This window comes from Flavobacterium tistrianum, from assembly GCF_003254545.1.
Taxonomy (GTDB): Bacteria; Bacteroidota; Bacteroidia; order Flavobacteriales; family Flavobacteriaceae; genus Flavobacterium; species Flavobacterium tistrianum.
Window position 1 is genome coordinate 1 of the sequence record NZ_QJRH01000070.1, and the last position, 26,849, is coordinate 26,849.

Annotated in this window: 21 protein-coding genes, 1 tRNA gene and 2 pseudogenes; 17 read left to right on the plus strand and 7 right to left on the minus strand. The window is 32.8% G+C overall.

The window, feature by feature from the left end; genetic code table 11:
- From DMB71_RS13635 to DMB71_RS13660, 6 genes and pseudogenes are all read left to right on the plus strand, one after another.
- Nucleotides 1-1,452: pseudogene (locus tag DMB71_RS13635) on the plus strand (hypothetical protein); the annotation flags it as partial.
- Between the two features lie 75 nt (nucleotides 1,453-1,527).
- A complete protein-coding gene (locus DMB71_RS13640) occupies nucleotides 1,528-3,960 on the plus strand; it encodes a hypothetical protein (RefSeq protein WP_162614825.1) in 2,433 nt (810 codons plus the stop codon).
- 89 nt (nucleotides 3,961-4,049) lie between these two features.
- The gene (locus DMB71_RS13645; RefSeq protein WP_111366980.1) at nucleotides 4,050-5,459 is read left to right on the plus strand and encodes a thioredoxin-like domain-containing protein; all 1,410 of its coding nucleotides are present in this window, start codon (nucleotides 4,050-4,052) and stop codon (nucleotides 5,457-5,459) included.
- A 370-nt stretch (nucleotides 5,460-5,829) separates the two neighbouring features.
- Entirely contained in the window at nucleotides 5,830-7,137 is a 1,308-nt protein-coding gene (locus DMB71_RS13650; RefSeq protein WP_111366982.1) for a gliding motility-associated C-terminal domain-containing protein, read from the plus strand.
- Between the two features lie 19 nt (nucleotides 7,138-7,156).
- The gene (locus DMB71_RS13655; protein ID WP_111366983.1) at nucleotides 7,157-8,074 is read left to right on the plus strand and encodes a PorP/SprF family type IX secretion system membrane protein; all 918 of its coding nucleotides are present in this window, start codon (nucleotides 7,157-7,159) and stop codon (nucleotides 8,072-8,074) included.
- Between the two features lie 21 nt (nucleotides 8,075-8,095).
- Entirely contained in the window at nucleotides 8,096-10,072 is a 1,977-nt protein-coding gene (locus DMB71_RS13660; RefSeq protein WP_111366985.1) for an OmpA family protein, read from the plus strand.
- 104 nt (nucleotides 10,073-10,176) lie between these two features.
- Here the strand turns inward: DMB71_RS13660 and DMB71_RS13665 are convergent, their stop codons facing one another.
- From DMB71_RS13665 to DMB71_RS13695, 6 genes and pseudogenes are all read right to left on the minus strand, one after another.
- Complete coding sequence (locus DMB71_RS13665) at nucleotides 10,177-11,157, minus strand: helix-turn-helix domain-containing protein (RefSeq protein WP_162614826.1); 981 nt, start codon at nucleotides 11,155-11,157, stop codon at nucleotides 10,177-10,179.
- Nucleotides 11,158-11,642: 485 nt separating this feature from the next.
- Nucleotides 11,643-11,726: transfer RNA gene (locus DMB71_RS13675), tRNA-Tyr, on the minus strand.
- Between the two features lie 411 nt (nucleotides 11,727-12,137).
- Nucleotides 12,138-12,524: pseudogene (locus DMB71_RS13680) on the minus strand (TlpA family protein disulfide reductase); the annotation flags it as partial.
- A gap of 18 nt (nucleotides 12,525-12,542) precedes the next feature.
- Nucleotides 12,543-13,304: a DUF4369 domain-containing protein gene (locus DMB71_RS13685; RefSeq protein ID WP_111366991.1), complete on the minus strand. Its 762-nt coding sequence runs from the start codon at nucleotides 13,302-13,304 to the stop codon at nucleotides 12,543-12,545.
- Nucleotides 13,305-13,567: 263 nt separating this feature from the next.
- The gene (locus DMB71_RS13690) at nucleotides 13,568-14,008 is read right to left on the minus strand and encodes a KTSC domain-containing protein (protein WP_111366992.1); all 441 of its coding nucleotides are present in this window, start codon (nucleotides 14,006-14,008) and stop codon (nucleotides 13,568-13,570) included.
- Nucleotides 14,009-14,395: 387 nt separating this feature from the next.
- Entirely contained in the window at nucleotides 14,396-14,641 is a 246-nt protein-coding gene (locus DMB71_RS13695) for a hypothetical protein (RefSeq protein WP_111367410.1), read from the minus strand.
- A gap of 85 nt (nucleotides 14,642-14,726) precedes the next feature.
- Here DMB71_RS13695 and DMB71_RS13700 point away from each other — a divergent pair, with 85 nt between their 5' ends.
- From DMB71_RS13700 to DMB71_RS13735, 9 genes are all read left to right on the plus strand, one after another.
- On the plus strand, nucleotides 14,727-15,269 hold the full coding sequence (locus DMB71_RS13700) for a hypothetical protein (protein ID WP_111366994.1): 543 nt from the start codon (nucleotides 14,727-14,729) through the stop codon (nucleotides 15,267-15,269).
- Entirely contained in the window at nucleotides 15,269-15,418 is a 150-nt protein-coding gene (locus DMB71_RS22100) for a hypothetical protein (RefSeq protein ID WP_204251792.1), read from the plus strand. The genes DMB71_RS13700 and DMB71_RS22100 overlap by 1 nt, the downstream gene beginning before the upstream one ends.
- Before the next feature lie 110 nt (nucleotides 15,419-15,528).
- Nucleotides 15,529-15,762, plus strand: coding sequence for a hypothetical protein (locus DMB71_RS13705; RefSeq protein WP_111289368.1), 234 nt, complete (start codon nucleotides 15,529-15,531; stop codon nucleotides 15,760-15,762).
- The gene (locus DMB71_RS13710) at nucleotides 15,734-16,132 is read left to right on the plus strand and encodes a YchJ family protein (protein ID WP_239452972.1); all 399 of its coding nucleotides are present in this window, start codon (nucleotides 15,734-15,736) and stop codon (nucleotides 16,130-16,132) included. The genes DMB71_RS13705 and DMB71_RS13710 overlap by 29 nt, the downstream gene beginning before the upstream one ends.
- A 106-nt stretch (nucleotides 16,133-16,238) precedes the next feature.
- Nucleotides 16,239-17,357, plus strand: coding sequence for a vWA domain-containing protein (locus tag DMB71_RS13715; protein ID WP_111366997.1), 1,119 nt, complete (start codon nucleotides 16,239-16,241; stop codon nucleotides 17,355-17,357).
- A 146-nt stretch (nucleotides 17,358-17,503) separates the two neighbouring features.
- A complete protein-coding gene (locus DMB71_RS13720) occupies nucleotides 17,504-18,967 on the plus strand; it encodes a MoxR family ATPase (RefSeq protein ID WP_111366999.1) in 1,464 nt (487 codons plus the stop codon).
- 101 nt (nucleotides 18,968-19,068) lie between these two features.
- Nucleotides 19,069-19,923 carry an EamA family transporter gene (locus DMB71_RS13725; protein WP_111367000.1) on the plus strand — a complete coding sequence of 285 codons (855 nt, stop codon included), beginning with the start codon at nucleotides 19,069-19,071 and terminating at the stop codon, nucleotides 19,921-19,923.
- Nucleotides 19,924-20,370: 447 nt separating this feature from the next.
- The gene (locus DMB71_RS13730; protein ID WP_204251793.1) at nucleotides 20,371-21,657 is read left to right on the plus strand and encodes a Glu/Leu/Phe/Val family dehydrogenase; all 1,287 of its coding nucleotides are present in this window, start codon (nucleotides 20,371-20,373) and stop codon (nucleotides 21,655-21,657) included.
- 132 nt (nucleotides 21,658-21,789) lie between these two features.
- Nucleotides 21,790-23,013: a sterol desaturase family protein gene (locus DMB71_RS13735; RefSeq protein ID WP_111367003.1), complete on the plus strand. Its 1,224-nt coding sequence runs from the start codon at nucleotides 21,790-21,792 to the stop codon at nucleotides 23,011-23,013.
- Between the two features lie 140 nt (nucleotides 23,014-23,153).
- Here the strand turns inward: DMB71_RS13735 and DMB71_RS13740 are convergent, their stop codons facing one another.
- The gene (locus tag DMB71_RS13740) at nucleotides 23,154-24,752 is read right to left on the minus strand and encodes a DUF6377 domain-containing protein (protein ID WP_111367005.1); all 1,599 of its coding nucleotides are present in this window, start codon (nucleotides 24,750-24,752) and stop codon (nucleotides 23,154-23,156) included.
- A 482-nt stretch (nucleotides 24,753-25,234) separates the two neighbouring features.
- Here DMB71_RS13740 and DMB71_RS13745 point away from each other — a divergent pair, with 482 nt between their 5' ends.
- Nucleotides 25,235-25,756, plus strand: a complete 522-nt coding sequence (locus DMB71_RS13745; RefSeq protein WP_111367007.1) for a DUF5004 domain-containing protein — start codon at nucleotides 25,235-25,237, stop codon at nucleotides 25,754-25,756.
- Between the two features lie 8 nt (nucleotides 25,757-25,764).
- A complete protein-coding gene (locus DMB71_RS13750) occupies nucleotides 25,765-26,847 on the plus strand; it encodes a hypothetical protein (RefSeq protein WP_111367008.1) in 1,083 nt (360 codons plus the stop codon).
- The last annotated feature ends 2 nt before the right edge of the window (nucleotides 26,848-26,849 follow it).

Genomic DNA, 26,849 nt, shown 5'->3' on the forward strand with positions numbered 1-26,849 from the left:
GGAAAGGACATGAACGAGTATGTTCAGGGCTTGAAAGGAGACACGGGAGCAGACGGAAAATCAGCGTTTGAAATCTGGAAAGAGCTTCCCGGTAACGACGGAAAGGACATGAACGAATATATCGCAGGTCTTAAAGGAGACACGGGAGCAGACGGAAAATCAGCATTTGAAATCTGGAAAGAGCTTCCCGGCAACGACGGAAAGGACATGAACGAGTATATCGCAGGCTTGAAAGGAGACACGGGAGCAGACGGAAAATCAGCATTTGAAATCTGGAAAGAGCTTCCCGGAAACGACGGAAAGGACATGAACGAGTATGTTCAGGGCTTGAAGGGAGACACCGGAGCGGACGGAAAATCAGCATTTGAAATCTGGAAAGAGCTTCCTGGAAATGACGGAAAAGACATGAACGATTATATTCAGGGCTTGAAAGGCGCAACGGGAGCAACCGGAGCAAAAGGAGATACCGGAGCGGATGGAGTAGCGTCACTTGTATCAGTTGTAACTACAGGAAATACTATTGCGACTTATACAGATAAAGATGGTAATCCTGCGAAACTTCAGGAAACAGTAACAACTTTAGTAGATCAAGGTATAGGTAAACACACTTATACAAATGAAAAAGGTGAAACTACCGATATAGATATTGTACAAGATATTGCAGATAATTTTCCTAATATTTTATTCAGAGAAAGACCAGATAAAGGACAAATTGTTTATGATGCAATTAAAAATATTATTGCGCAAGAACAAACTGTAACCACTTTAACTACTGGACAGGACACTTTAGGTAATGATGCATTAGTATATAAAGATGAGTATGGTAATATTAGCTATGTACCATTTTCAAATATTGTTACATCTGAAACAGCAACGACTTTAGCACATAATCCTACAAGTAAAACATTAACATATACTGGAGAGAAAGAAACTTCGATTATAAATCTTAAAGATATTACTACTAAAACTTCAGATAAAGTTCTTACAGTAACAGGTACAGGAGCAACATTTACAGATGCTACTGTAGATATCGTACCATCAACAGTTGAAGGTGATGTATTGACAACAGTTAAAGATGAACAAGGTGTTGTTAATGTACAATGGCAAGCGCCAGTTAGAAACAATGTAATGAGTATACAAATAACGAATACTGATTATGAAGTAACACCTACTGATTACACAATCATTGCAAGAAATTTGAGTGCAAATATTACTATAAAACTTCCTGAAGCAAAAGATAACAAAGGAAGAATATTGGTAATTAACCAATTCAACACAATGAAAGATGGAGTACCAGTTGTTGTTAATTTCAACACTCCGGTTATCTATTCTGACGATGCTCAGTATTCATACATAGCAGGAAGTGTCTCTGGAGGCGCAACCAATGGAAGCGCAAAAATTACTTTGCAGTCTGACGGTGCAAATTGGTATGTAATCACTTATACAATGTAATATTAATATTATAAATCCAGTCATGTATATGGCTGGTATTTATATGTCTTAATTCATAAATGTTAATCAAAAATAATGATGAAAAAAATACTTTTTAGTTTAATAATGATTTTTACCTTAATGCAGTCTTTTGCGCAAGGAGGTAAAACAGTAGTAGTAGGAGGTAATCAAACAGGAGATAGTAATGCCACTTTTGAAATACTTTCACAAAATGGCACTAAAGGTTTTATGCCACCTAGATTTACAGAAAATCAAATGAAAACTTTACAGCCAACTTTGGGTGCTGCAAATAAAGGATTGACAGTTTTTAATACTGATGAAAGCTGTTTACAGACTTGGAAGGGAACAGAATGGTCAGAATGTGATGCGATTTCTTTAGCAAAATTTACTTATGATTGCTCTGCTAGTGGTGTAAAAGGAAGTTATTATGAAGGTGTGCCGGTAGGTATTAATAATTATATTGAAATTACTGCGACAGTGGTTAAAGCTGGAACTTATACGTTTTACACAGAAACTGTAAATGGAGTACGATTTTCATATACTGGTATTGTAGCAACAGTTCCTACAGCACCTATAAAAATTCAAATTCCAGCAATTGGTACTCCTACAAGTGTAAATGCTGCAGTTGGGTACAGAGTTTATGATCAATCTGGTAAAGAGATTTGTAATGTTTCAAATTTCACAATACCAGTAACAGAGAATAACGCAGATTTTACAATTTCTTGTGATGAGACACAACCAGTTGGAACATTTACAGAGGGGCAGCCTGTAAATCCTGTTACTAACGGCGTGAGTTTACAATTAGATGTAGCCGACTCAGGTTATTATTCTTTGCACACTAATGTTGTAGGGGCTAATGGTGCTGACACAGGAATGTGGTTTGAAGGAACTGGTTATGTATCTACAGCATCAGCAGCACGTATCATTTTATCAGCTAAAGGAACTCCACAATGGGGAACAGATGGAAAACTTACCTTTACCCTATACGATAAAAATAATGTAGCAGTGGGATGTAATTTTACAATCACGTTGCAAAGTACAAAAGCAGGTTATACTTTAGATTGTTCTTCTTCAGGTGCAGTTGTAAATGGTGTTTTTGTTGAGACAAAAGGTGCATCATCAGCAAATTATTTGGCGCTTACACTTAATGTTACAAAAACAGGACCATGGAAAATGACTACTGATGTGGTAAAGGGCGTATATTTTAGTGGGGTTGGATCTTTTGACACAACTGGGTCAACTACTGTTAATTTGTATGGAAACGGTCAAGCTGAAGCTGGAAGTGCAGGGTTGTATAATTTTAAAATATTAGATGCAGCAAATAAAAATGCAGAATTATGTACTCCTGCATCAAAAATTAATATTCAGCCAAATCAAGCCACTATGGTTTGTAATTCTCCATATCCTATAGTTATTAGTACAATGAAGGTCAATACTACGATTTCTGGAGGTGCAGCAACAATCTCTATGCCAGTAGATTTTTCTTCAACAGGGCCATATAATATTAGTGCAACTTCAGCAGGTGTTACAATTAAAGCTCAGGGAACTGTAACACAAATAGTAACGCCAACTACTATTACATTTACAGCATCTGGAAAGCCAACTCAGGCAAACAATGATGAAGGTATTGCTTTTACTTTAACTGATGCTTCAGGAGAGACTTGTGTTAGATACATTACAATTGTGGCTACTAAAGGAAGTACTAAAACATATCCAGCCAATAGCTGTAAAGATGCAATGGCTGATAATGGAGGAGCGGGTGTAGCTCCAAACGGAGAATATTGGATTAAACCTGTTGCAACAGAGCCAGTCATGAAAACACTGTGTGATATGAGCAACGGTCAGACATTAGTGTGGTCTTATTCTGAACAAACTGCTAAAAATGTTTATAATATGACAACAGCATCAACTAATTCTAATACTTATAGCTTAGCTAGTGATATGCCAGTTAATAATACTAATTTTGATAATGGAATCAAATACGATAACTTTAGAATGTCTTTATTGGCAATGCGATCTATTCTTGTTGCTAATGGTTCAATCTCTAGTTTAACTAGTGCTACCACAACGGCTAATAATAAATGGAGATTTAGAGTTGTTTCCACTTTAGCAAATGCTTCAAAAATTGATGATGCAAATGCCCAGAATAACTATATTGAATTTAATCCAAATAGTGGTTATGGGTTTACCGCTAGTACTACAAACGGATGGCATAATTTTACAGGAAAATTAAAAGGAGTGTCGATTAGTAGTACATCAGGTGTTACTAAATATAATGGAGTTAATACGGGTAATAATAGTGGATTTTTTGGAACTCCTCAACGGCAAACGCTTTGGGGTTCAATAATGCCTGTAAATGTTAACTCAGCAAACTATTTTGGTGGTTTTAATACTAGCGCTGAAGTTAGCGGTCACTTTATGGATTGCAACAATGGTCAAGTAACATGTAGTGGTGCAACCTTAGTGCCAAGTTCTGCAAATAAAGTGATACAAGTGTTTGCATTCTAGTGTTTTATATTGTGATAAATAAAATATAATTAATTAAATTTACTGTCCTTGAGCTTTCTTGAGGGCAGTTTTTTTTACGCTATCTAAATATGAAAAAACTTTGCAAAGCTGTCTTACTAATTTTATCTTGTTTGTCTATACAAAATATAGTAGCGCAACGTAGTATAACATTTCAAACTGCAGGGCTTAACGTAGGAGATACCTGTTTGCTATATAACTATAAAAACGGTATGCCTGTACTATTAGATAAAGCCATTGTTGATAAACCTGAAATTATTATTCTTAAAGACACCATGAACGTTGCCGAAGGGCTATACATGGTTATGTTGCCTCAGGTAATTTCACCAAATCCTATTTCAGTTTTATATTCAAAAAAAGAAAAAAAGAATATTGATATACAGTATTTTGAAAATAATGAAAATGTTATTTTTAAAGATAGCGAGCAAAATAATGCATACGCAGCATATATAAAGCAAGCAGAAAAATTTTATAGGAATCAGCATCAATTAGAAGAAGATTTTTTGAATGAAACTGACAGTATTGAACGAAAAAAAATAAGAAATAAAGCAATATCTGAACAGCAAATATTATATGACTATGGTAGGCATATAGCAAATGCATACAAAGGATCTGTACTCGAACGGTTGATCACTTTTAATAATACTTTGCCAATTCCGGAGATGGCTTGGAATGCAGAACATTTAATGTATAAAGTAGATGAAATAGAATATCAAAATGCTATAAAATTTATTCGTCAACATTATTGGGAAGGTGTAGATTTTAAAGATAGCATGTTGCTTAATACTCCTTATTTGCCCGGAAAAACAGGTCAATATATGAGTCTGTTTCACATAAATGATGTTACGAATACAAAGGAAGCTATAAAAGATTTACTAACTAAGGCTGCTGTAAATGAAGATATTTATCGAGTAGTCGAAGAAGCTTTGCTAAACATGTATTTAATAAAGCAAAGTGATTTTTTTAATGAAGAAATAGGAATTTACATTCTGCAAAATGAGCAAAAACAGGGTTTTACACCAGAATGGAGAAAAGAAATTATCAATTCTAGAATTTCTTTTATAAAAAAAAATAGAGTAGGAAGTGTAGCAACTGACCTTCAGTTAAAAGATAAAAATGGAGCAAAACATTCTTTACTAGATGTAAAATCAAAATATACATTGCTTTATTTTTTTGATCCAGATTGTTCAAGATGCATGAAGGTAACGCCCATTGTAAAAGAATGGTTAAATAATACGACGGTAAAGAATATCACTGTTTTAGGAATCTATGTAAACAATGATAAAAAAGAATGGAATAAATATATCAATGAAAATGATTTTCCTACTAATTGGATTAATCTATGGGGAGACTCTGAGTTTGTTAAAATTAGAACGGATTATTGGTTAGAAAATATTCCCTCGATTTATCTGCTGGATGAGAATAAAAAAGTCATTTTAAAAGATGTAACTTACAAACAGTTAATAGATTATTTCAAGTAAAATAAACAGAGCTAATTTACTACGTTTAATAAAAATCAAGTTGTTTGAGCTTTTAAGGGAAATAATTTTTTAAAAAAAAAGAGGAAGTTTTACTTCCTCTTTTTTTATTTAAAAAAGCAAGATTCTATCCAAAAACTATATAAAGCATTTAGACAAGTAAAATGTTAAAAATTGGATGGTATAAAATTTATTAAAAAAATAAAATTTGTAAAGGTTTTGATAAATAGTTTGTTGATGTTTTTTAGTGTTTTTTTTTCACTTAGAAAATGACCTTATTTTAATACAAGTAAGGCTTTTACGGGGCATTCATATTTTACTATTGGTCTAGTTTTGTCCCGTTAATTAATTAGGACTCATAAAGTAATATAATATGAAAAACAATACTAATTTATATAGAATACCAATAACAGATGAGTCTGTTGTAAATCAAAAAAATAAAAAAACTTTTTTTCATTGTGCCAGTTTTTTAATCCTTTTATCATCTACAAGCTATGCTCAGTTTGTAAATAACGGAGATGTTAAGATTGCCGATAATACAATCATGGCAGTTTATATGGATTATGAAAATACACCGGCAGGGAATTTTATAAACGATGGAAAGCTGTATATTTTTCAAAACTGGAAAAATGATGGTCTAGTTACCTATGCAGAAAATTTAAACGGTGCTACTTATTTCTACGGAAGTGATGATCAGTTTATAGAAGGAACACAGGTTTCTAATTTAAAAAATGTGTTTTTCGAGAATTTATCATCTCCAGTTCCTTTTCATTTGTCAGGTAAGATAGCTGTAGGAGGTAACTCAGAATTTAAGCAAGGAGTTGTACTTGCTAATGATTATGGAGGGAAAGTAATTTTTAGAGAGAATGCAGGACATACACTAACTAGTGATCTAAGTTTTGTAGACGGTCAGGTGGAGAAAGATGGTATTGCGGCATTTGAGTTTCCAGTAGGAGCAGGAAATTATTTTAGACCTTCATACCATGCGTCAGGTGCTAATAAAGGAGATGTTTACACTACACAATATTTTAACAAAAACTCTAGTACGATACATTCTCATGACAGCAGAGATGTAAACATTATAACAATTAATCCTAATGAGTATTGGGAAGTAACTAAGGATAAAGGTGCTAACAAAATTATTTTGAGTTTATCTATGGATAGCCGTACAACGCCTTCGGAGTTTTTCTACCCAAGTGATGATTACAGCGTGGTTATTACACGATGGGATCCAGCTTCAAATAAATGGATAAACGAAGGGGGGGATGTTAGCGCTCCTATAACAGCAAAGTCTTATGATAAGCTGATAACAACGCAAGTAAGCGGTTACGGGCTATTTACAATGGCTTTGGTTAAGAAAACGCCACCACCGCCAAGCGACTTAGAAATTTATAATGCGCTTTCACCAAACGATGACGGTTTAAATGACAGCTTTGTTATAAAAGGAATTGACCAATTCCCAGATAACCAAGTCGAGATTTACAACAGATGGGGAGTTAAAGTTTATGACGCCAAGTCTTACAATGAAAGCGATAACATGTTTAGAGGATATTCAGATGGACGCGCTACAATTAAGAGAGGCGATAAACTTCCAACAGGAACTTACTTCTACATAGTGAGATATAATACTGGTAAAGAAGTTAAAGAGAGAACAGGTTATTTGTATATCAATAATCAATAATTAAAAGAACTTAGAACTAATGAAAAAGATTTCATATTTATTAATTATGTTGTTCGTAGGAATTTTGGAGACCTCCGCGCAACAGCAGTCGCAATATACGCAGTACATGTATAATACAATGACTATAAATCCAGGTTATACAGGAACTCGTGCAATACCAAGCATATTTGGGTTGTACAGAACTCAATGGGTTGGACTAGATGGAGCTCCAAAAACAGCAAATTTTTCTATCGAAGCACCAATTACAGAAAATGGTCAAGGCCTCGGATTGTCAGTAATAAATGATCAAATTGGATTTACAAAGGAAACTACCGTGACAGCCAGCTATGCTTATCCGATTCAGCTTTCAGCAGATACATTTTTATCTTTAGGTATTAGTGCTTCAGGAAATTTTGCACAAATAGATTATACTAAAGCAAAAATTCAAGATGTAAACGATCCATATCTTAGTGGTGTTTTGACAAAGAACTCTCCAAATTTTGGAGCAGGTGCTTATTTTCATTCAGAAAAATGGTATGCAGGTTTATCGGTGCCAATGATTTTAGAAACTAAGTTTTACGATGATGTAAAAGTATCTGTTGCTTCTCAAAGAATGCATTTTTATGCAATGGGAGGTTATGTATTTGATCTTAATGATAATCTTAAATTTAAACCTGCAGCAATGGTAAAAATGGTTAGCGGTGCACCTTTAGCAGTAGATTTGTCAGCAAACTTTCTGTTCAATGAGAAATTGACTTTAGGAGCGGCTTACAGATGGGATGCAGCAGTAAGTGCAATGGCTGGATTTCAGGTTACATCAGGTATGAATATTGGCTATGCTTATGATTATGATACGCAGAAAATTGGAAATTATAATTCAGGATCTCATGAAATTTTTCTTCGTTTCGATTTATTTTCTTCAACCAAATACAGACTGGTTACTCCAAGATTCTTTTAATAACTATAAATTAGGATAAAAATGATATCTAAAAAGATAAAGAAAGCGTTGGTCTTACTTTCTGTTTGTTTATTACAGATAGGAGTTAATGCTCAGGATAAAAAAGCTGAGAAAGCAAATGAAACCTATAATAAGTTTGCATTTATTGAAGCAGGTAAATTATATCAAAAACTTGTAGATAAAGGAAACTCTTCATTAGAGGTTTTAACCAAATTAGGGAATTGCTACTATTTTAATGGCCAGTATCCTAAAGCTGCAGAAGCTTATGAGAATGTTTTCAACTCAGGTCAGTCTGTAGATCCAGAATTTTATTTCAGATACGCACAAGCTTTAAATAATGTTAGGAAATATGATGAAGCTAGTGCAGTTATCAAAAAATATTATATGGTAACAGGTAAGAAAGATTTAAGTGATAACTGGAAAGAAAAAAAGTTAATGGCTGATATTCAAAAACAGTCAGGACGCTATAACATCAGAGAAGCTAGCATAAATACTCCTGTTTCAGACTATGGAACTGCATTTTATGGCAAAGACAAAGTAATCTATGCTTCGGCTAAAGATACGGGAGTTTTTATTAAAAGAAAACACAGCTGGAATGAAAAATCATTCATGAAACTGTATGAAGCAAAAATTTCTACAGATGGAGATTTGCAAGATGCTGTATTGTTAAAAGGTGACGTGAATACAAAATACCATCAAAGTAGCGCTGCAATAACAAAAGATGGTAAGCACATGTACTTTACTAGAAACAATTTTAATAAAGGAAAACTAGGAGCAGATAAAAATGGTACTACTTACCTAAAAATCTACGTTGCTGAGAATGTAAAAGGGGAGTGGAAAAACATTAAAGAATTGCCTTATCCAATCAATAGTGATGGTTTTTCATCGGCACATCCAGCACTTAGTCCAGATGAAACACAATTGTTTTTTGCATCAGATCGTAACAATACTTTTGGAAACTCAGACTTATATGTTGTAAGTGTAAAAAATGGGGTTTTAGTTGGAAACGATGTTACAAAACTTGGAGACGAAATTAATACTCCAGGTCGAGAGACATATCCATATATGGATAGCAAAGGAGTTTTATACTTTGCCTCAGACGGTCATCCTGGACTTGGAGGATTAGATGTATTTGCAGCAATTAAAGATAATGACGGAAAATACCATGTAGCAAATGTTGGTGATGATGTGAACACAGCATCCGACGATTTTGCATATACATTTGACGCGGATACTAAAAAAGGATATTTCTCTTCTAATAAAAGTGATAATGATGATATCTATAGATTTATAGAAACAAGAGCAATAGCTTTCGATTTTGATACAAGAGCAATGATTTTCGGTACTATTACGGAAAATGGTAAACCAGTTCCAAATTTCAATATTCAATTGTTTAATCCAAATAATGAAAGTATAGGTACAACTGTAACAGATAACGAAGGAAAATATAAAATGTATTTAGATCCTTATCAAAATGATAAAGTTGTTTATAAAAAAACTTCTTATGCTGATAAAACAGTCAATGTAGATCCATTAAAGCCTTTGGAGAGAAAAGAAATTAGCTTTGAAATTACCAGAGAAATGGAAGTAGTTGTTGATGGTGAAAAAATAAAAATATTTGATGGCGACGACTTAGTAGGTAAATTGAAACTTAACCCAATTTATTTTGATTTAAACGGTTATAACATCAGACAATCCTCTAAAAAAGAATTAGATAAAGTAGTAGCTTTAATGAAAGATCGTCCTAATATTTCTGTAAAAGTAAATTCTTATACAGATAGTAGAGGTAGAGATGAATTTAATATGAAACTTTCAGAAAATAGAGCAAAAGCTACAGTTGATTATATTGTTAGTGCTGGTATTGCTCAAGAGAGAATAAGTGGTGAAGGATTTGGTGAAACGAAATTGTTAAACCACTGTTCTAACGGCGTAAAATGCTCTGAAAAAGAACATGAGTTAAACAGACGATCTGAATTTATTATTAGTATCAAACAATAATATAAATTATAACAGAATTAGGGTATTCAAATTTTGAATACCCTTTTTTTGATAAGAAAACTTAGCAATGAAATTATATATTTTCACGAATATCTAGTTATAAATTATAATTCCTTTACAAATACTTTGGGAGATATACCAAAATGTTCTTTAAATTTTGCGGCGAAATAAGAATTATTTGTAAAATGTAATTGATCTGAAATCTGAGAAATAGATAACTGTTTTTTTTCAAGAAGTTCTTTTGCTGAAAGTAATTTATTTCCCATGAAGAACGCATTTGGTGTCATTCCTGTGATTTTATTAAATAAATTTTTAAATTTAGTTTCAGACATATATGCCATATCTGCAAGTTGTTTAATGCTTGGAAAATGTTCCTGAACATTGCCGATTAAATATTTTTGCATTGCTATAATAGTAGATAAATCCTGTTGATTTACAGTTTGAATTATAATTCGTTTTGTTGAAATTTTTTTTAGATAGTTAGCAATTAACATATGAACTGTGCCAACCAAATTTAAATCGAATGCAGGATCTCCTACAGACTTCTTTTTTAATTCCTCAAGCAAATGAAAGCTGTCATTGCTCATTCTGTCTAATCGCACGATTGTATTCTTTTCGGGATCGATGATTTGTTCAATGTTTGGGAATATAATATTGTTCTTTGTTGTAAAGTCTTTTATAATATCTTTTCTTATGAATATGCATAACGCAAAGGTTTTGGTTCCTGATTTTATTTTATAATTTGATTCTAGTGAGCTATCTAATACAATTAAATTATATTGCCATCTTTCAATATTATAACTCAAACCATGTACAGAAAAACTTGCTTCCCCTTCGGTTAGACTATAATAAAAACCTACAAAATCATTTTTTAAATTCTCCTGGGTTATAAGCATGTCTTTTTTATATTCGACATCAATATAATAAGCCATAATTCCTTCTCCGCATTCAAGGATGTATTTTGTCCCTGTTTGGATGTCTTCGGGGACTATTATATAATTGCCATCTATTTTTCCTTCAAATTGTTTTGCATAAGGCTCGATCCAATTTAAATCTGAGCCATAAGAATATTCAATTATTTTCACAGGATTTGTTTTTGATTTGTATAAAGTTAATATTTTTTTTGTTAATTTATTGATTTCCAGTATTTGTTTCTGTGAGTACAACTGTTATTTTGGTGACTGAAGTATTAGTGTATTGCTGTTTACTGCAGTCGTGATTGTTCTAAGGAAAAAAAAACTAGAAGACTTTAACAAACTGGAATTCAAATTCGATAATTTGTGATCATCTCTCTGTATATTGGTGAATGCAGAATTAAAGTTTCAAAAATAAGTTGTAAACCTCATTAACCTTTTTGTTTATTGGGATTGTTTCAGATTCTGTGGCACATTTTTTCCGACACATGAAAGTGCCACGATTTTGTCATAGAGATTGTGGACGATTTTAAAAAATATGAAAAGAAGAATGAAATAAAAAAAACCTGCGAATCTTACGATTGCAGGCTTTACCACGTTTTTTGCGGGTTTTTGAAAAGATTGAAAAACTTTCGTTTTAGCTTCTTTTACCCTTTTGGTGGGGAGAGCAGGATTCGAACCTGCGAAGTTCACACAGCAGATTTACAGTCTGCCCTCGTTGGCCGCTTGAGTATCTCCCCGATCTCAGCTTGTTGTGCTTTGTTGTTCTAAGCGGTGGCAAAGATAGGAAGTCTTTCTACATTTCCAAACAAAAAAATGACTTAATTTTAAGTTATTTTAAAGTTGTTTTTTAATTCGCTGGAATTGAATAAAATAAAATTGAATAAAAAATGTTTTTTTTTAAGTTGTTTCTTAAAGTAAGATTAGTACTATGTTTAATCTAAGGCTTATCTTTGAAGATAACCTTTCATAAACTTGTGAGTAATAGCTTTTGTTGATGTTTTTGAATAAATATCGAAGAAAAAAAGAAGTTATGCCATAAGTTGGGTTTTCACTTCTTTTTGGTGAATTTCTATTTCTAAGTTTATGACATGCTTTAAAACAAAAAAATCTCCACTAGGGAGATTTTTTGATTATTTAAAGATGGAGATTTATTTTGCAAGCAATTCTTGGATTTTTGCTTTCAATTCATCACCTCTTAAATCTTGAGCTACTACTTTTCCTGACGCATCTAGAATAAAAGTTGCTGGAATAGATTCAACATTGTATTGTTTAGCAATTGGGTCTTCCCAGAATTTTAAATTAGAAACCTGAGTCCAAGTTAAACCATCTTTTGCAATAGCTTCTTTCCATTTTGCAGCATCTTTATCAAGAGATACTCCAACAATATTTAAGCCTTTTGAATGAAACTCTTTGTATAGAGCCACTACGTGAGGATTTTCTTGTCGGCATGGTCCGCACCAAGAAGCCCAGAAATCTACGATGGTAACTTTACCTAAGCTTTCTTTAAGCGAAACTACTTTTCCTTCTGGATTTGGAGCTGAAAAATCTGCTCTTCATTTAGCGCTGCCTACCGCTGGAGCTGTTGCACCAACAGATGGCATTTTTGCTTGACCAAATCTAGTTTTGATTTCTTTTCCAGGAGCAGTATTCTTTAAAGACTCATCTAAACTGTTGTAAAGACCTTCTAATTTTTTCATATCAGCTGTTGGATCATTCAATAAACTTTGGATGATTAAAGCTGTAATGAAAGATTTTGGGTGACTTTCAGCATACGTTAAATATTTCTTTTTGCTGCTTTCTTGTACTTCTTTCTGGATTTCCATGTATTGTTTCATCAAGCCGTTGATAGTTGCTGTATCTTGTGCTTGTTGAGCTTGCTTCATTTTATCATTATTTTTTTTCTGGAAGTCAATTAAACTTTTTTGAGTTTTGTTCAAATCTTCTATAAAAGTAAAATACTCGTCGTTGTTGTAAGTTCCAGAGATTTTAGATTTGTGGATACTATCTTTATCAATAGCAACTTTAATTTCTCCAGTTTCTAGGATAAATGGAATAGGACCATTTGCACCTTGTAAAATCAATGTGTGGAATGCTGGTTCTGTAACTTTTCCTTTTATTTCAAATTTTCCGTTTTCAACTTTTACTGTATCAAGAGAAACTGGCATTCTTGTAGCAGGGTCTTGACCTTGTAAGATGATAGTTTTTCCATTTTCAATTCCTGTAGCAGTACCTGTAATAAGGTATTCTCCATCTTTAACTTTGCTGCAAGAAATGATAGCTGCAGAAGCTGTAAGTACAAAAAGTATTTTTTTCATTATAAAAAATTAATTAGTTAATTGATTTGTGTGACAAAAGTATCTAAAATTATAAAACATACAGAATTTTGTAACCTAAAATTTTGTTATAGTTTTTTTAGGTCTAAAATGCATAAAATCAGTGTGTTTGTTGGCTTAATTTGATGAAAAACTCTTAACGTGGAACATATTTGAGAGATCTCTATTCAATTTTTTAAATTTTAGGCATAAAAAAAGCACTCGTTTAATAGAGTGCTTTTTAGTAAAATATAGTATTGTAAAAACTATTCTTGATTTGTTTTCTTTCTCCAAGTAAAAGCATTTAAAATATGTCTTTTAGCAAATCTTGCAGGAGAATCAGCATTTACCATTTTTACGTAAGTTGCTTTAGGAACACTGATGTATTCGTAAACACTTCCGTTAGAAAAATCAATAATTAAACGGCCTTCAACAAATTTAAAATCTGTGATAGAGCAAGTAGAAATTGTTTCTGTGTACTCAGGTAAATTAAGTTTGATAGTATCAGGGTGAATACTTACTAAAAAGTGGTAAGCTTCGATAATCGTTTTACTTTTTTCTTCTGCTTCTTTTAAACCAGCTTCATTTCCCACAAATTTATCAGGATGAGATTCTTTCATCGCATTACGATAAATCGTTTTTAAATCTTTTAATTCTGCAGTTTTCTCTACGTTTAGTAACTTGCGGTATTCAACTATTTTTTTCATAAATAAAAGGTAACTACTTGTCTATTAGTTTGAAATCGTTTTGTTTTAGTTCAAATCGACAAATTTTTTGCAAAGGTACACTTTTTTTTAACTTTTCAGTTTTGATCGAAAAAATATTGAAAAAAGTTAACGGTAAGTTTATTTAACCTTAAAAAGCGCAGGGATTTTTTTAACCGCAAAGTGCGCAAAGAATTACGCAAAGAACGCTAAGAATTTTTTTGAGATTCATTAAAATGAAAAGTTCGCAAAGCTATGTCTACACAGAGCTTTGCGAACTTAATTATTCTCAATTTATAACACTCAGAAAAAAATAAACTTAGCGTTCTTTGCGTTAAAAAAAAAGCGTTCCAACAAAACATGAAACCTGAAACCTGAAACAAAAAAAGTTTATTCCGGCTTATGATTCGCTTTATCGAAGTTTCTAGATTTCTTAGGATATTGTTTGTAGCTCATGTCGCTTGGGTTTTCAATAATAGATTTTATGGTAATCCAATCGCCCTCTTTAAATTTGGCTTGAACCATTTTATAGTCTAAAAGATATTCTCCGCAGAAATAATTATTATTTTCATCTTTTTCGATAATGCCAGTAAAAACTCCTTTTTGAGGCATTTTTTGTTCTAAATCTTTAGACATGATTTTTTGTTTTGAATTAAAAAGCAAAGATAAGCAATTTAGGTTTGTTTTAGGGAGTTCGCTGTAATCTGAGTATATTTGCAGCATGCAGAAAAACTTTAAGCCACATCCTAATTCTTTTAAAAATACGTTTTGTGCCTTTAATGAAGTACTTCCAGATGCCATTAAAGGTTTAAAAAAACAATTTGAAAGTAAAGCAGGAAGCACTTATTATTATACTGAAGAAGGAATGTATCGCGTTTCTAATCATTGGGGAAGACTGGCCAATAGTAAATGGCGTTTAATTGCTCGTAATCCAGAAACCGAATCGAAAACAAAAATTGGTTTTGCAAAATGGACAGAATTTTACCCAGATAATGCAACTGATAAATTGTATTATATAGAAGCCGATTTCGAAAAAAATCTCGCCAATTATCAGCATAAAAATAATCCTCAGTATGATGGAAAAGCGATTTTAAGAACAAGTGCTGAAACTACAAAAAGATTAAAACAGATTAGAAACCTGCAACAGCTGACCAATTGGGCAAAGCATTTTGATTACGACGATATTGATGACCTGCGAAAACAAATTATCAACGAATTGATTTTTACGGAGAAAACATTAGAACAAATTAAAAGAGAAGTGTAATGGGACGCAATAACGAAAAGAACATTAAAAAACACAACGATAAATTGCATAAAGCCCAAGCAAAAGCAAAACAAGCCGAAATTGCCCGAAAAGAAAAATTAAAAGAAATCGTTAAGAAATACAACGAAAGTAAAAACGAAGACAATTAAAAGAAAAATTTTGCCACAGATTAAAAGGATTTACACAGATTATATTTTTTTGAATTAAAAAAAATCATTTTAATCCTTGTAATCTGTGGCAAAAAATAAAACACAAACAAATGAATTCAAAATTTGAAACACTAAAAGCAAACGTACAGGAAATCATTGATTTGATTGCCGCGAAAAACGACAGAGAAGCAAATAACAAATTATTGGAAGTAAGCGAAACATTGGACGAAATGATTGATTTTGCGGAAGAAGATGAAGAAGTGAGAGAAATAACTCGTTATCAGGTTTTATTAAATCAGCTTCATGTAAAAATTAATGGAGAAGAACCAGTTGATGGAGAATAAAAAATGTTTCTGCGACACAGGATTGCTTTTTGATGATTGCTGTGGATTATATTTGAATGGCAGTCAAAAAGCGCCTTCAGCATTAGCTTTAATGCGTTCCAGATATTCAGCTTATGCGACCCATAACGCTGATTATTTAATGGAAACCACTTATATCTCAGAAAGAAAATATTATTCGAAACCTGAAATTTTAAGATGGGCAGTTTCTAATAAATGGCAGAAATTGGAGATTTTGAGTTTTACAGAAAACACTGTAGAATTCAAAGCTTATTTTTTAGATTCAGATAATAAACCACAAGTGCATTATGAATTTTCTACTTTTAAATTCGAAAATGGCGCCTGGTATTATTTGGACGGAAAGTTTGAATAATTATTATATCTAACACTGTTAGTTGAGAATTTTGGTTAAATATTTTAACTAAAAATTAATAAACGATTCGTTTTTCATAATTCCAAAAAAATGTAATTTTAGATTTATGAAAAACGAATTTAAAAAAGGCTTTTATTTTAAGACTTACGAAGCTCCTTTTCAGTCTCCGTTTGACAAACTTTTTACGATTTTTAAAGAGTTAATCACCCATACTTCGGGCGATTTTGATGAAGCAATAAATTGGCTTCGGGAACTGGACAAAGAATACAAACTTACCGACGAGAATTATACTATTGACGATTTTATCGAAGATCTTAAGAAAAAAGGATATATAAAAGATGAAGTAAAAGGCGATGGAAGTTCTGGTTTCGGAATTACGGCAAAAACTGAAAGAGCGATTAGACAGCAGGCTTTAGATCAGATTTTTGGAAATTTGAAAAAATCTGGAAACGGAAATCATAAAACAAAATATGCTGGAAGCGGTGATGAACATACGGGAGAATTCCGCGAGTATAATTTTGGCGATAGTTTAGAAAGAATTTCGTTAACTGAAAGTCTTCGAAATGCTCAAGTTAATAATGGTGTTGAAAGTTTTATGCTGACTGAAAACGATTTGATCGTAGAAGATGCTCAGTACAAAGCTCAAATGAGTACTGTTCTAATGATCGATATTAGCCACAGTATGATTTTGTATGGCGAAGACAGAATTACTCCAGCAAAAAAAGTTGCAATGGCTTTAGCTGAATTGATCACAACAAGATACCCAAAAGATACGTTAGATATTTTGGTTTTTGGTAATGATGCGTGGACAATTCCAATTAAAGATTTGCCGTATTTACAAGTTGGACCTTATCATACCAATACGGTTGCTGGTTTACAATTGGCGATGGATATTTTGCGAAGAAAACGTAATACCAATAAACAGATTTTTATGATTACGGACGGAAAGCCAAGTTGCGTTCGCGAACGAGATGGTTCTTATTACATGAATAGTAATGGTTTAGACGAATATATTGTCGATAAATGCTACACTCAGGCACAACAGGCAAGAAAACTGCATATCCCGATTACTACTTTTATGATTGCTAGAGATCCATATTTGCAGCGTTTTGTGAATCAGTTTACAGAAGCTAATCAAGGAAAAGCATTTTATACCGGAATTAAAGGTTTAGGTGAAATGATTTTTGAGGATTATGAAGCGAATAGGAAGAAGAGGATTAAATAGATAAGTGCAAAGGTTCAGAGTAACAAAGGTACAAAGGTTTCTAAACGCAACGAAAATCGTAGAGATGCACTGCAGTGCGTCTACGCACAGTAATGACACAATACATTGTCAAAAAAAATAAATAAAAAAATCTATATTTCAACACAATGGAAATAAATACTATAAAGACATTAGGTCAATTAAAAGCCGCTGGATATAAAAGTACAAGCATTAAAGATGAATTGCGTAATAATCTTCGTAAGAAAATCAAATCGGGGAAACCTGTTTTTGAGGGTGTTCACGGATTTGAAAATACTGTGATTCCTGAATTGGAGAGAGCTATTTTATCTCGTCATAATATTAATCTTCTAGGACTTCGTGGACAGGCAAAAACGCGTTTGGCTCGTAAAATGGTCGAATTGTTAGATGAATATATTCCGTTTGTAGAAGGTTCGGAAATTAACGATGATCCGTTAAATCCGATTTCTCGTTTTGCAAAAGATTTGATTGCAGAGAAAGGAGATGAAACACCAATTGCATGGCTTCACAGAAGTGAACGTTTTTTCGAAAAATTGGCAACTCCAGATGTAACAGTAGCCGATTTAATTGGTGATGTCGATCCGATAAAAGCAGCAAATTTGAAATTGTCTTATGCAGATGACCGCGTAATTCATTTCGGAATGATCCCGAGAGCGAATCGCTGTATTTTTGTAATCAACGAATTGCCTGATTTACAAGCAAGAATTCAAGTAGCTTTGTTTAATATTCTGCAAGAAGGCGATATTCAAATTAGAGGATTCAAATTAAGAATGCCTTTAGACATGCAGTTTGTTTTCACTGCAAATCCAGAAGACTATACCAATAGAGGAAGTATTGTAACGCCTTTAAAAGATAGAATTGGTTCTCAGATTTTGACGCATTATCCAGAAAGCATTGAAATTGCAAGAACGATTACAGAACAAGAATCTAAATTAGATCAGAACCAGACTGATGTTGTTTACGTTCCAAGTTTGGCTAGAGATATTTTAGAGCAAATCAGTTTTGAAGCGCGTGAAAGCGAATATATCGATAATAAAAGTGGTGTAAGTGCCAGAATGAGCATTACAGCTTTCGAGAATTTAATAAGTACAGCAGAACGCCGAGCTTTGATTTCTGGAGCAGATAAAACCACTTTGCGTTTATCGGACTTTATCGGAATTATTCCTGCCATTACAGGAAAAGTAGAATTGGTTTACGAAGGAGAGCAGGAGGGAGCCAATGTTGTTGCTGAAAGTCTGATTGGTTCTGCGATTCGAACCTTATTCCCAGAATATTTCCCTAAAATTGAAAAATTAGAAAAACCAGACGAAAAAACGCCATATTCAGATATTGTTGAATGGTTTTTCGCAGAAAGCGGTTTTGAATTATTGGATGATGCTTCAGATAAGGAATACAAAAGTATTTTAGATGAAGTGGCGCCATTAGATGATTTATTGAAAAAATATCAACCTCAAGTGGCAAAAGAAGATATCTATTTTATGAAAGAATTCATCCTTTGGGGATTGGTAGAATACAGAAAGCTGAGCAAAGATCGTTTTGCAAAAGGAAATCAGTTTAGAGATATTTACGGAAGTTATATCAGTAAATTTTAAAAACATAATATTAAAAATTTAATCTGGTCTAGCTGGTTTTTTTAAACCGGCTGGACTTTTTTATTTTACAATAGCTACTTTTACAATCCAAAAATAAATTTATGTTATTCCTTATATTAAGTATTCTTTGCAGTGTTATTGTGGGTGTTATTTTCAAAATTTCTAGAAAATATAATGCTAATCCTTCTCAGATAATTTCATTCAACTATATCGCAGCAATTGCACTTTGCTATTTTACTTTTAGTCCAAATCTTAAAGAATTAGATCATAATGCACCATTAGAAATTTATACTTCTGTTGGGATTTTACTTCCAATATTATTTCTGTTTCTTGCACTTTCGATAAAATATATGGGAATTGCAAAAACAGATGCAGCGCAAAGATTATCATTGTTTATTCCGATTTTGGCGGCTTGGCTATTATTTAACGAAGGATTTAATAGTTATAAAGTTGTTGGAGTTTTAGTTGGCTTTGCGGCACTTTTATTCATCTTAAAAAAGCCATCAGATAACGCAGAAAACAAATGGATTTATCCAGCAACAGTTTTATTTGGTTTTGGAATTATAGATATTCTTTTTAAGAAAATTGCTTTATATACTGTTGTTCCTTACACAACATCTTTATTTCTCGTTTTTCTAATTGCTCTCGCTGTTTCTATTTTGATAGTGCTGTACAAACTGTTTACAGCGAAAGAAAATTTTGTTTTAAAAAGCATTCCTTTCGGAATATTGGTTGGAATTTTCAACTTCGGAAATATCTTATTCTACTTAAAAGCACATAAGGCATTTGCAGAAAATCCATCTACAGTTTTTGCGGGAATGAATATGGGAGTAATTATTTTAGGGACTCTTATCGGAGCTTTTTTCTTCAAAGAAAAACTATCCAAAATCAATATTTTAGGACTGTTTTTGGCTCTTATAGCAGTTGTTTTCATATTTTTATCGCAATTGCAATAATTTTTTTTAGTTTATAACCCTTTAGTTTATAGTTGTTTTTGTAATTAAATTAAAAATCTCTTAAATTAACTCTACTAATTCTATAGAATTTATAAATATATTTTTGTAGCTTTGTCTCAACAATGAAAAACTATAGTCAAAATATAAGAACGTCTTTTCCATGCAGCTTTGCGATGTGCTGTATGATGAATCACGTTTTGAAATGGCGTTAATAGAGAAAGTACTTGTTAGTTATTTTTTTTTTAGCCTTTCATTGCACCATGAAAGGCTTTTTTTTGAATCGTTAAAAAATCAAGATATGAGAACCAACAGAAATATGAAAATTTTGATGCGCCGCTGCCTAATCAAGATTCCGTGTTGCAACTAATGGACAGCATACAATAGATAAGATCTTCAGAGAGAAGATTGATAAATATAAAAAATAACCCAAACCTAAAACTATATATTATGAGCTCAGAAATTATAAAACACAATCCCTTTCAATCTATGATTGATCGCTTTAATATCGCTGCAGATATTTTGAATTTAGATGATTCAATTAAACAAAAACTACAGCGCCCTGAAAAACAAATTACGGTAAACTTTTCTATTACTTTAGATAATGGAAACGTTCAAAACTTTGAAGGATACCGTGTAATTCACAACACTGCTTTAGGACCTTCAAAAGGCGGAATTCGTTATGACACCGCTGTAAATTTGGACGAAGTAAAAGCACTTGCCGCCTGGATGACCTGGAAATCTGCTGTAACTGGAATTCCCTTTGGTGGGGCAAAAGGCGGCATTATTTGCGATCCAAGAAACCATTCTAAAACTGAATTAGAAAAAATTACAAGAGCATACACAAAAGCTTTGTCTGATATTTTTGGACCAGAAAAAGATGTTCCTGCTCCAGATATGGGAACTGGTCCAGATGAAATGGGTTGGTTAATGGATGAATTTTCGTTATTGCACGGAAGACCAATTCATGCAGTGGTAACAGGAAAACATCTTCATTCGGGAGGATCTTTAGGCAGAGTAGAAGCGACAGGTAGAGGAGTAAGCATTATTACAATTTTGGCACTTCAAAAATTAAAAATTAGACCTGCAAGAGCTACGGCTGCAATTCAAGGATTTGGAAATGTTGGTTTGCATTCTGCTTTATTCTTGCATGAAAAAGGAGTGAAAATTGTTGCGGTAAGTGATGTTTCAGAAGCATTTTACAATCCGAATGGTATTAATATTCCAGAACTGATTTTATATTACAATCTGAATAACAAAACCATAAAAGGCTACCCAAATTCAGTTGCTATTAAACATGAAGATTTACTGCTTTTAGATGTTGATGTTTTAATTCCTGCTGCAAAAGAAGATGTAATTACTCAGAAAAATGCAGGTGATATTCAAGCCAGAATTATTGTTGAAGGCGCCAATGGACCAGTTGCTTCAGATGCGGATCAAATTTTACATGATAAAAATATATTAGTTGTTCCTGATATTTTAGCAAATGCGGGCGGAGTTACAGTTTCTTACTTCGAATGGCTTCAGAATTCGCTTTTGGAGTCTTGGAGAATCCACCAGATTAATACCCGTTTGGAGGATATTTTAGAGAAAGGTTTTGATACTGTTTTTAGAGTTGCAGCAAAACACAATGTAACGCCTCGAATTGCGGCTTATATAATTGCTTTGAAAAAAGTAGCCGAAACACAATCGGTTAAAGAAGTGGCTTTGGAAGCTCCTTTATTTAAGCAAAATTAAAATCAGGTTTACTTCGTAAAAGATCATTTTCGTTGATTGCGTTTTTTGTCTGCTAAAAACGGAATTGATGGAAATGTCTTTTTCGTTTGAACTATTAATTATAATTTTTAGAATCGAAAAGTATCATATTAAATGAAAAATATTAATTTTCTAGCATTTGCTATGCCGGCCTTTTTTCTTTTTTTATTTTTAGAATATAAGCTTGCTCAACGCAGAAAAAAGCCTGAAATTTTTAACTATGAAAGTTCCGTCTCCAATATCTCAATCGGAATTGCAGAGCGTTTGATTAACCTATTTGTTGCGGCCAGCTTTTATCAGTTGTATTATTTGATTTATGACGATTATAGAATATTTGATATTCCGAGTAATGCTTTAGTTTGGTTTGCACTGATTCTTGCTACAGATTTCGTTTGGTACTGGTACCATCGATTAGGACATGAAGTTAATTTTTTCTGGGCAGCACATATTGTGCATCATCATAGCGAAGAATTTAATTTTACAGCGGCAGCCAGAATTACGACTTTTCAAGCTATAATTAGAACTGGATTTTGGTGTGTTTTGCCTTTTATTGGTTTTCATCCAAGTATGGTTATAACCATGCTGATTGTTCATGGGGCTTATTCTTTCTTTACCCATACACAGCTCATCGGAAAAATAAAATGGTTGGAATATGTTTTTGTAACGCCTTCTGTTCACGGAGTGCATCACGCCTCTGACGAAAAATATCTGGATAAAAACTATGGCGATATGTTCACTTTTTGGGATCGTCTTTTTGGAACTTTCCAGACTGAAGAAGAAAAACCAAAATACGGATTAACGCATCCATTAAAAAGCTACAGTTTCTTGTGGCAGCATTTTCACTATTATTTCGAAATCTACGAATTATGGAAACGTTCCAGCGGATTCAAAGCGAGATGGAATGCTGTCTTCGGTAGTCCAGCCGATATGGATCAGGATATTCGTCCGATTCTCGAAAAACGCTTTTTGCAAGATAAAGCAGCTCCAAACCAGAGGCTTCGATTTAAAAACTATCTTTATATACAATTAGGAATCTGCACGCTTATTTTAACTGTTTTTACGTATTATTTTGATTATTTAGAATTGTATGATAAGGTGTTCGTGCTTTCTTTGGTAATAATTACTTTGATCAATTGCGGTGCTTTATTAGAACAGCGAAAATGGATTTATTATTTAGAATATACTCGTTTGGCGATGATTTCGACTTACTTTTTATACGAAGAAGATTTAATCGCATTTTTCTTTGTTCCGATTGCAGTTATGATTTTCGCTGAGCAGTTATTTTCGCTAAGTAAGATTTATCAAAATACCATTTTGCAGCTAGAATCTGCCGAATAATTTTTTTTCCGCCACGAATTCGCGAATTTTATTTGAAATGATACGTGAAATTTATGGACGATAATTACGCGAATTGATAAAAAAAGAAAATTCGTGAATTCGTGGCTAAAAAAAACTTAGCATCTTAGAACCTTAGCAACTTAGATTGTCTTTATCTCCATAATTTTTTGCTCAAAAGTATCTTTAAAATCAGATTTGCTTTTAATTCTCGTTTTGTAGGTATAAATAGTAGCTACAGAAAGTTCCAGAAATTCTGCCATCTGACTGCTGTCTTGAATCCCTAATCTATAAAGAGCAAAAATTCGTAATTCCGTATTTAGAAGTTCGCCTTTTTTGACAATACATTTATGATCGTTTGGAAACAAATTATTGAAATCGGTTACGAATGTCGGAAACAGTTTCAAGAAGATTTCATCGAACTGATGAAACAGATTTTCACGTTCTTCCTTTACATTATAACGCTTTAAGCTCGCAATAACTTCATCTGTTTTTTTGGTAATGATTTTATGCAGCGTACTTTTCTGAATGTGATCAATTTTATTAATGAAAGCCGAAGTCGCTTTGATAAAATAGGTAATATATTCTTCTTTAATTGCATTGGCTTCACTCAAACTCACATTCATTTCCTGCAATTGCAAATAAGAATCGGCCATGATTTTTCTCGCTTTATTCTTTTCCTTTAATTGTTTGAAAATGATGCCGAGGAAAACAAAAATGATAACTGTTAAGATCGTCAAAAGAATAATAATCTTCTCCAGTTTATCATTCTTATCTTTTACATTATTCAATTGCGCTTTTTCTATAATTGGAAGAATCGACGAAATCTCAATTTTTCGGTGTCTTGCATTATAAAATGTCGCATCATCCATTGCGATGTTGATGTATTCGTTGGCTTTATCCAAATAACCCATTTTAAAGAGTTCATTGGCTAAATTTCGAAGTGCGACAGTTTCTTTTGTAGCATTTTTAACATCGGCAATTGCAGCAAGAGCCAAATATTGAATGGCTTTTTTAGTATAACCTCTTTCAGAATAAATATAACCGAGACTCGAAGTTGCGATTCCGTAATAATCGGGAGGAAGATTGTAGTTGTTAATCCAATAACTGAACGCAAATTCAGCGCCTCGCCAGTCTTGCTGTTTAAGGCGTTTCAAACTTTCTGCTGCCCAATATTCATTGGTATTGGTTCCGATTAATTCTAAAGCTTTCTTCAAGAAATGGTTTCCCTGCTGTACATAATGAATATTAAAACGCTGATCACGGTTATAATCGGCTAAATCATAGTAAGCTCGGGCTTTGATGTTGTAATATTCAAACTTGTTTTTGAGATCCAGTTTGGTATCGTCAATCACATTTAGTGTATCAATGGCTTCTTTAAAAAGTCCAGAAGACAAAAGCACAAAACCTTCTTTTATTCGGCTTTTAGATAAATACTTTGGATCTTTTAAAATTTTTGCTTTGATTTTAGATTGCTCTAAATAATAATAAGCCGAGTCGTATTTAAAAGATTTGTATTCGTCAAATAATGCCATGTAACAGTTATACAACTCTTCGTTATTCTGGTTAAGGGTAAACTTCGATACATTTTTCTTTAAAGATTCGATTTTTCGATATTTCTGTTTCAGATAAATCTCTTTTTTCAAGAGTACCTGATCTAATTCTTCCAAATAAGGATTTGTCTCTTTCGCAGTAAGAGAAAAACCTGCCAGGAAGAAAAGCAGCATCAATATTCTTTGCATGATTTTGTTTTGGTTTAGGGAAAAGTTGGTTGATAGATATAGTTAGTTAATTCGTTTTAAAATTAAGAATAAGTTTGAGATTAAGCTAAACCTGTTTTTCTAGAATTTTGTAAAATGTTTAATATGATAGCCTTTAAAGGGGATTTTCAGAGTGAAAATAAGCTATAAGTGTTAAAAACAGGTAATTTATTTGCAATTATACAATAAAAAGTGGTTATATATATGCATAGTGAAAAAAATATAGTGAATATTTTACATATTGTCATTTTTACCATTAAAAAATGTCTACTTTTCATCTAAACAGCGTCTTGATTTTTAGCTCAATTGTAAAAATGTAAACAACTGATAGTTAATTGTTTATATTTTTTATTCTTTAAATTTCATCTTGATTTTTATCAGATTTTTTTTTTAGGATTTATTTAACGGCTAGTTTCGCTGTATCCTTTTGAAGGGGATAACAAACTAACAAAAACCAAAAATTTATGAAATGTAAAAGTCTTTATTGGCTAGCTTTTATGATGTGTTTTTTTGCGATCGGATGCGATAACACAGATGACGGAAGCTACGTAGAACCGATTACCCTTTATGAAAAAGTAAACGGAAATTGGGGATTAACAAATCTGAAAATGGTTGATGAAGTTGCGAAAGCAAATAAGATCGAACCAAACGAAGAAAACTTGAGTACTTATTTTAACTACGAAGATTTTAAAATCAAATTTAACGTAGATGAAAAAAACAATCCTACAAGTTATGAAGTAACTGGAAATGTCCCTCCATTATTTGCTCCTAAAGGGTATTGGACATTAAGCTCAGAATTTCAGCAGACCAACGGTGTTGGAACAAAAATCTATTTGTATAGTGATGCGCAAAAAACTCAGAAAACTGATGAATTGAGATTGGTTGGAGTTCCGGGTAAAACCAAAGAAATGCAGATTCAATTGACGCATGCTTCTGGAGGTGTAGATTTTGTGTCTTATGTGTTTAAATTAAATGCTATTAATTAAAAAGTAATATGAAAAAGTTTATATATACAATTTTACTTGCCTTGTTGATGGCTCCTAATTTTATTCAGGCACAAGAAGCCGCTGGAGCTGTAGGGCCAATATCATCATTTCCTGTTGTTTACAAATATGATGAACAAGTTACATGGTATTTTGATATGTCGGCGTCGACATTTGCTGAAACAGAAGATTTGTACATCTGGATTTGGTCTCCATCTGAACCAGATGCTGGACACTGGGAAAATTCTTCTGACTTTGCAAAACTAAAATACGAAGGAAACAAAATCTGGAGTTTTACTTTAACTCCCACTCTTTATTTTTCTAAAACTCCAGATCAAATAGCTAAGAGTGATGGATTCTGGTTTCGTTTGAAAAACAAAAACGGATCTAAACAAAGTGATGTTGCCAATGTGCCTTATACTGATTTTTCATCTTTCTATACTTCTGGTGAATTATTTAGATCATATCCAACAAAACCATTAATTGATAAACCGGTAAGTATTTTGTTTAATGCAAATCTTAATCCTGCATTTGCGGGAACTCCAAGCGTACACATGCATGGTGGTTTAAATGACTGGGCTATTCAGCAAATGTATGAAGCTGCAAAACCAGAAATTGCCGAAAAAACAAAATTGAAAGATCTAGGCAATGGTTTTTATAAAATGGATTTTGTTCCTAAGCAGTACTTCAATGCTCCAGATGATTTTGTAATGGAAAAGATAAATTTCCTAATGGTAGCAGAGAATTGGACAGCAAATTCTGGTGATCAGGTTATTTACGCAGGAGAATTTATTCCGCCGCCGCCACCAAGTTTTGCTTTCTTTCCATCGCAAATCAGCCAAAAAGATTTTCTTGGAATGTCAAGAAAAAACAATGAGGCAGGTGTAAATAAATTGATTTACACTATTACAGCTGGACCAAAAACAATTTCTGGTGAGTTTACTGGAGGTACTGCAGAAATTAAAGGTTTTGTCAATTTAGTTTCGGAGTTAAACGGAATTCCAAGTTTAAGCGAAATCCACGTTTTGGTAAAAGACAATAAAGACAAAACGATTTCGGATACGACGATTCCGCTTAAAACTTTAGATAAATAATC